General features: G+C 71.7%; 6 protein-coding genes. 1 reads left to right on the plus strand and 5 read right to left on the minus strand.

The features are described from left to right. Positions 1 to 2: 2 nt before the first annotated feature. The 5 genes from BKI49_RS01720 to BKI49_RS01740 are packed head-to-tail and all read right to left on the minus strand — an operon-like array spanning position 3 to position 5,066. Positions 3 to 539, minus strand: a complete 537-nt coding sequence (locus tag BKI49_RS01720) for an acetyl-CoA carboxylase biotin carboxyl carrier protein (protein ID WP_095932330.1) — start codon at positions 537 to 539, stop codon at positions 3 to 5. Positions 540 to 543: 4 nt separating this feature from the next. After that, positions 544 to 2,283, minus strand: coding sequence for an acetyl-CoA carboxylase carboxyl transferase subunit alpha (gene accA, locus BKI49_RS01725; RefSeq protein ID WP_095932331.1), 1,740 nt, complete (start codon positions 2,281 to 2,283; stop codon positions 544 to 546). Further along, positions 2,280 to 2,537 carry an acyl carrier protein gene (locus BKI49_RS01730; protein WP_095932332.1) on the minus strand — a complete coding sequence of 86 codons (258 nt, stop codon included), beginning with the start codon at positions 2,535 to 2,537 and terminating at the stop codon, positions 2,280 to 2,282. The genes accA and BKI49_RS01730 overlap by 4 nt, the downstream gene beginning before the upstream one ends. Positions 2,538 to 2,577: 40 nt before the next feature. After that, entirely contained in the window at positions 2,578 to 3,801 is a 1,224-nt protein-coding gene (locus BKI49_RS01735; RefSeq protein WP_095932333.1) for a ketosynthase chain-length factor, read from the minus strand. Beyond that, entirely contained in the window at positions 3,798 to 5,066 is a 1,269-nt protein-coding gene (locus BKI49_RS01740; protein ID WP_095932334.1) for a beta-ketoacyl-[acyl-carrier-protein] synthase family protein, read from the minus strand. Before BKI49_RS01740 ends, BKI49_RS01735 begins: the two co-directional genes overlap by 4 nt. 208 nt (positions 5,067 to 5,274) lie before the next feature. Between BKI49_RS01740 and BKI49_RS01745 the strand changes: the two genes are divergently transcribed. Continuing rightward, a complete protein-coding gene (locus BKI49_RS01745; RefSeq protein ID WP_095932335.1) occupies positions 5,275 to 6,318 on the plus strand; it encodes a methyltransferase in 1,044 nt (347 codons plus the stop codon). Positions 6,319 to 6,369 lie beyond the last annotated feature (51 nt).

The raw sequence follows: 6,369 nt of genomic DNA on the forward strand, positions 1-6,369 counted from the left end.
CCTCACCGCCCGTCGGCCGGGACGAGGGAGCACAACGGGTCGCCGTACTCGACGAGGCCCGCGTTGGGCTGGAGGAACTCGCCGATGACACCGTGCCGGTCCGACTCGACGGGGATCATCAGCTTCATCGCCTCGATGAGGCCCACCTGTTGACCGGGGACGACAGTGTCACCCTCGGTCACGAAGGGTTTGGCACCCGGTTCGGGCGCGCGGTAGAAGACCCCGACCGTCGGGGCGTGGATGTGGTCGAGCGGGGGCTGTCCGGTCGGCGACGCCGCGGGCGTCGCGACCGGTGCGGTCCCTGCCTGCGAGGGAACTGCGAGCTGCGGCGCCGTGGTGCCTGCGCCGGTCCCGCCCGGCCAGTCCATCTCGATGGTGACCGGCCCGACCGTCACGCGGACGGCGGACGGCGGTACGGGAGCCTCCGAGAAGAGCTCGATCATGCTCGTCTTGGCGGCCTCCAGGACGGAGGGAAGACTGTCGGGGCGTCCGTCACTCAGCAGGGCGTCGAGGGTGGCGACGCTGTCGGGCGTGGGCATCTCATCACCTTTCCGGCGCGGGGCGGCCGGCCGGTGCCGGGCTGCCGAAGCCGCGGAAGCGGGCCCGTCGTCCGGCCAGCAGTTGATCGGTGGTCAGCACTGTCAGTTCCTCCAGCAGCGGCCGTACGGCGCCGGCGAGGCGCTCCGCCGCGACGCGGTGATCGCTCTGCGCGCCGCCCTCGGGTTCGAGGACGACTCCATCGACCACCCCCTGTGCAAGCAACTCCCGTGCGTGCAGACCGAGTTCACGAGCGGCATGCGGTGCCGCCCCGGGATCGCGCCACAGGATCGCGGCACATCCCTCCGGGCTGATCACCGAGTAGACGGCGTTGCTGAGCGCGAGCACCCGGTCGGCGACGGCGAGTCCCAGGGCGCCGCCGCTGCCGCCCTCCGAGACGATCACAGCAACGATCGGCACGGGCAGCCCGGACATCAGCCGCAGGTTCTCCGCGATGGCCACGGCCTGGCCCCCGCGCTCCGCCTCGATGCCGGGGAAGGCACCGCTGGTGTCGACGAGGGTGAGCACCGGGATGCCCACCTTCGCGGCCAGGCGCATCAGCCGGGCGGCCTTGCGGTAGCCGGCGGGCACCGGCATGCCGAAGTTCCGTTCTCGCAGCGCCGCCGCGGTGTGTCCTTTCTGCTGGCCGATCACCATCACGGGCCGGCCGTCGAGGAGGCCGACTCCTCCGACGGTGGCCGGGCAGTCGCCGCCGAGCCGGTCACCGTGCAGTTCCTGGAAGTCGTCGACGAGCAGGGCGATGTAGTCGAGCGCGGTGGGGCGTTCGAGGTTCCTCGCCAGGCGCACCGCCTGCCAGGGGTCGAGGTCGGGGACCTGTTCGGGACGGGTGAGCAGGCCGGGGTCCGGTGCGCCGAGTGCCGTGCCGGTGGACTCCGGCTCGGCCTGTTCCGCCCGAGGACGTCCCGCCCGGGTGTCCCGCGGTGGAGCCAGCGCGCGGAGCAGCCGGATCAGGGTCGCGCGCAGTTCCTGGCGCGGTGCGACCACGTCGACCTGACCATGCTCGCGGAGGAACTCGGCGCGCTGGAAGTTCTCCGGGAGCCGCTCGCCGATGGTCCGCTCGATGACGCGCGGTCCCGCGAACCCCATGCGGGCTCCCGGTTCGGCCACGATCACGTCGCAGAGCGTGGCGAACGAGGCGGCCACTCCGCCGTACACCGGGTCGGTGATGACGGAGACGGTGGGGATGCCGGCCTCGTCGAGGGCGAGCAGGGCCTGGCTCGTCTTCGCCATCTGCATCAGCGAGATCAGGCCCTCCTGCATCCGGGCGCCCCCGGACGCGCAGACGATGACCAGCGGGCGCCGTTCGGCCAGGGCCGTCTCGGCGGTCAGCGTGATGAGTTCGCCGACGCCGCCGCTGAGGCTGCCGCCCATGAAGCCGAACTCCATGGCGACGACCGCCACTTCGCAACCGCCGATCCGGCCGCGGACGGCGATCGCGGCGTCGTCGAGTCCGGTCCGGTCGCGCGCCTCGGCGAGTCGCTCGTGGTAGGGCCGGGTGTCCGTGAAGCCGAGGACGTCGTCGGCGGTGCGCGGCACGCCCAGGGCTTGGGACGACCCCGGGTCGAGCAGCTGGTCGAGCCGCTCCGGGGCCGACAGTCTCCGGTGGTGGCCGCACTCCGGGCACACACCGGAGGACCGGGCGAGCCGCTTGGCGTAGACAGGCCGTCGGCAGTGGTCGCACAGCCACCAGGCCGCGGGCGTGGTCGTCTCGGCCGGGGCGCTCATGAACGCGCGGCGATCTGGCGCCTGGCCAGTTCGAGGAGCCGGGCCGGGGTGCCGACGTCGACGACCTCGTCGTCGGTCAGCTCGACGCCGTAGTCCCGTTTGAGGCGGGACGCGGTCTCCAGTACGGCCAGCGAGTCGTAGCCGAGGTCGGTGAAGAGCGTGTCCGCGAACTCCCCGTCGTGGGCGACGCCTTCGCCCTCGCCCGCGCACTCACGCAGGATGCGGGTGAGCTCTCCCATGGTCAGTTCTGGCATGGCTGGGTCTCCTAGTGGGGTTGCCGAGCGTGGTCAGGGCTCAGTGGGAGGCGCCCACGACCATCGCGGAGTTGAAGCCGCCGAGGCCGCGGGCGACGACCAGCACGGCACGCAGGCGCAGTTCCAGCGGCCGGCCGACGACCACACGGAGCCCGTACCGGGGGGACGGCTGGGTGTGTGCCGCAGGGGGAAGGACCCCGTCGCGCAGGGCGAGCAGCGCGGTGGCGACGTCGAGGGGACCTGCGCCCGCACACAGTCGTCCGGTCAGCGTCTTGGGCACGGCGACCGGGAGCTCGCGCGCGCCGAAGACCGCGCCGAGCGCGGCGGCCTCCGCCCGGTCCAGGTGCGGGACACCGGCCGCGTCGGCGAAGACGGCATCGATGTCATCGGGCACGGCACCGGCGTCGGCGAGGGCGAGTTCGACGGCCCTGGTCAGGGCGGACGCGTCGTCCGCGGGCACGGTGCCCGGTCTCGGGTCGAACGTGGCGGCGTGTCCGAGGATCCTGCCGTGGATCCGGGGTGCGTGCCGCGCGCGGGCCTTCGCCTCGTCCTCGACGACCAGGATGGCGCCGCCCTCTCCCGGCACGAAGCCCGCGGCCCGCTCGTCGAACGGCCGGTACGCGAGAGCCGGGTCCTCGGCCGTGCTCAGCTGCCCGGTCGAGGTCTGGGCGATCCAGCCCCAGGGACACAGCGAGCCGTCGACCGCGCCGGTGAGCACGGCGTCCAGGTCACGGCGCAGCAGCCGCCTGGCCTGGGCGAGCGCGTCGAGGCCGCCCGCCTCGTCGGCGACCAGCACCCCGCTGGAGCCGCGCAGGCCGTGCCGGATGGAGATCTGTCCGGTGTTGACCGCGTAGAACCAGGCGAAGGACTGGTACGCGCTGACGTACTCGGGTCCCTTGCGCCACAGGTTGTCGAGTTCCTGGTGACCGAACTCGAAGCCGCCCGCGCTGTTCGCGGTCACCACGCCCACGCCGTACTCGGGCAGTTGTCCGGTGTCCAGGCCGGCGTCGCGGACGGCCTCGTCGGCGGCGACCAGGGAGAGCCTGGTGGAGTGGTCGGTCTGCGGGACGAGGCGGCCCGGCAGATGGGCGGCGGGTTCGAAGCCGCGGATCTCGCCGGCCAGGGTGGCGGGGTAGCGCTCGGGTTCGAAGCGGGTGATGCGGCCGATGCCGGAGCGGGCCGCGAGAGTGGCGTTCCAGTACTCCTCGGTGCTCAGGCCGTTCGGCGCGACGACGCCCAGGCCCGTGACGACGACAGCGTTCACTGTTCCGCCCGACCGGGACGGGTGAGCACCATCGCGCTCTGGAAGCCGCCGAATCCGCTGCCGACGCTGAGGACGACGTCGAGCCGGGCCTCGCGTGCCGTCAACGGCACGTAGTCGAGGTCGCATTCCGGGTCCGGCTCGTACAGGTTGGCCGTCGGCGGGACGGCGCCGTTCTCGATGGCGAGCGCGCAGGCCGCGAGTTCGACGGATCCGATGGCGCCGAGCGAGTGGCCGATCATCGACTTGATGGAGCTGACGGGCGTACGGCGGGCGTGGTCGCCCAGCGCCTTCTTGAACGCGGCCGTCTCGTGCCGGTCGTTCTGTTTGGTGCCGGAGCCGTGTGCGTTGACGTAGCTCACTTCGTCCGGGCGCACCCGGGCCTCGTCCAGGGCCGTCTCGATGGCGGCGGCCATCTCCTTGCCGTCCGGGCGCAGTCCGGTCATGTGGAAGGCGTTGCACCGCGAGGCGAACCCGCCGACACCGGCGTACACATGGGCACCGCGGGCCCTGGCCCGCTCCCGTTCCTCCAGGACGAACACGGCGCAGCCCTCGCCCAGGACGAAGCCGTTGCGGGTGCGGTCGAACGGGCGGGAGGCGGTGGCCGGTTCGTCGTTGCGGGGCGTGGTCGCCCGGATCGCGTCGAAACAGGCGACCGTGATGGGCGAGATGGGCGCGTCGGTACCGCCCGCGACCATGACGTCCGCCGAGCCCTCCTCGATGAGCCGTACGGCGTGGCCGACCGCGTCGAGCCCGGAGGTGCAGCCCGTGGAGACCACGGAGCAGGGGCCCTGCGCGCCGGCGGCCCAGGCCACCTCGGCGGCCATGGAGCTGGGGACGAAGTAGTCGTAGAGGTGCGGGACCGCGAGGTCCGGGTCGACGAGCCAGTCGCGGCCGCCGTGACTGGTGACGACGTACTCGCGTTCCAGGCTCGTGGTGCAGCCGACCGCGCTGCCGAGCGTGACGCCCGTGCGGCACGGGTCCGGCCCGTCGCCGGCGAGGCCGCTGTCCTCCAGTGCTTCGCGGGCGGCGACCAGCGCGAACTGGGTGGCCCGGTCCAGCCGGTCGGCCTCCTCGGCCGTGAGCCCTTCGGCCTGCGCGTCGAAGTCGCACTCGGCGGCCACGGTCGACCGAAAGGGCGAGGCGTCGAAGTGGGTGATGGTGCGGGTCGCGGTGCGGCCGGAGACGAGCAGGTCCCAGAACGGTTTGCTGCCGATGCCTCCTGGAGCGACGACGCCGACACCCGTTATCACTACGTCTCGGGCCATGCTGTCTCATCCCCCGATATCTGAAGTGGATCCAGCCTGCAATGCCGCGTCCCGAAGCATTCGGGGCACCGCTTGAGGCGACCTCGAACGCAAGTTGAAGGACAGCCGCCGGTTCGATTCGAGCGGGCGTCGAGGCGCGCGCTAGAGGCCCTTGCGACGGTGTGCCCGCGAGCGCCCGCTCGCCTTCCCCACATCGGAAGGGACGTCCATGGCCAGCGGCACCATCACCGTCAGCGAAGCGGACTACCTGCGGATCCTCATTCACGGCACGACCGCGTTCGAACTGCTGCGCACGGGGCTTGAGTTCGACCTCTTCGAGCGCCTGGAGGCGGCCGAGGGCATGGATGTCGAGGAGGTCGCGGAGGCGATCGGCACCGAGGCCCAGCCCGCCCGCATCCTGCTCCTCGGGCTCGCCTCGCTGCGGCTTCTGGAGAAGAAGGACAACAAGTACGTCAACAGCGAGATGGTGCGGCGCAAGCTGCTCAGGTCGAGCCCGCGCTTCCTGGGCCCGCTGGTGGACATCCAGGCCGACATCATCAACCGCTCCCTCGGCGACTTCGCCGAGTCGATGCGGCAGAACACCAACGTGGGCCTGCGCCACATCGAGGGTCCCGGCGACACGCTGTACGAACGGCTCACGGCGCACCCCGAGTTGCAGGAGGTGTTCTACCGGAACATGGGCGACGCGTCGAAGAAGGCGTTCGCGCAGATCCTCGACCGGTACGACTTCTCCGGGCTGCACCATGTCATCGACATCGGCGGCGGCGACGGCACCAACAGCATCGAACTGGCCCGCCGCTACCCGCACCTGGAGGTGACGGTCTTCGACCAGGAGAGCGTCACCCGCATCGCGGCGCAGCGGACCGAGGACGCCGAGCTGAGCAAGCGGGTGCACTTCCACCCGGGCGACCTGTTCACCGACGCGCTGCCCGAGGGCGCCGACGGGATCATGTTCTTCCACATCTTCGAGATCTGGTCGCTGGAGCGGAACACCGAGCTGCTGCGCAAGTGCTACGAGGCCCTGCCGCCCGGCGGTGTCTGCCTGGTCTACAACTTCGTCTCGAACGACGAGGGCACCGGCTCGATGAGCGGCGGGCTGGTCTCGCCCTACTTCCTCACCCTCGCCTCCGGAGAGGGCATGACGTACGCCCCGAAGGACATGGACAAGGCCATTCGCGACGCCGGCTTCTCCCGCGTCGAGCGCTACGACGGCCTCGGGTTCAGCCACTCCCTGGTCGTCGGCCACAAGTAGGCGCCTCGTCCGGGCCGGCGGCAGCCCCCGGGCCCACAGGAGAAGGAGAGT

Source organism: Streptomyces sp. Tue6028 (assembly GCF_002300165.1).
GTDB lineage: Bacteria > Actinomycetota > Actinomycetes > Streptomycetales > Streptomycetaceae > Streptomyces > Streptomyces siamensis.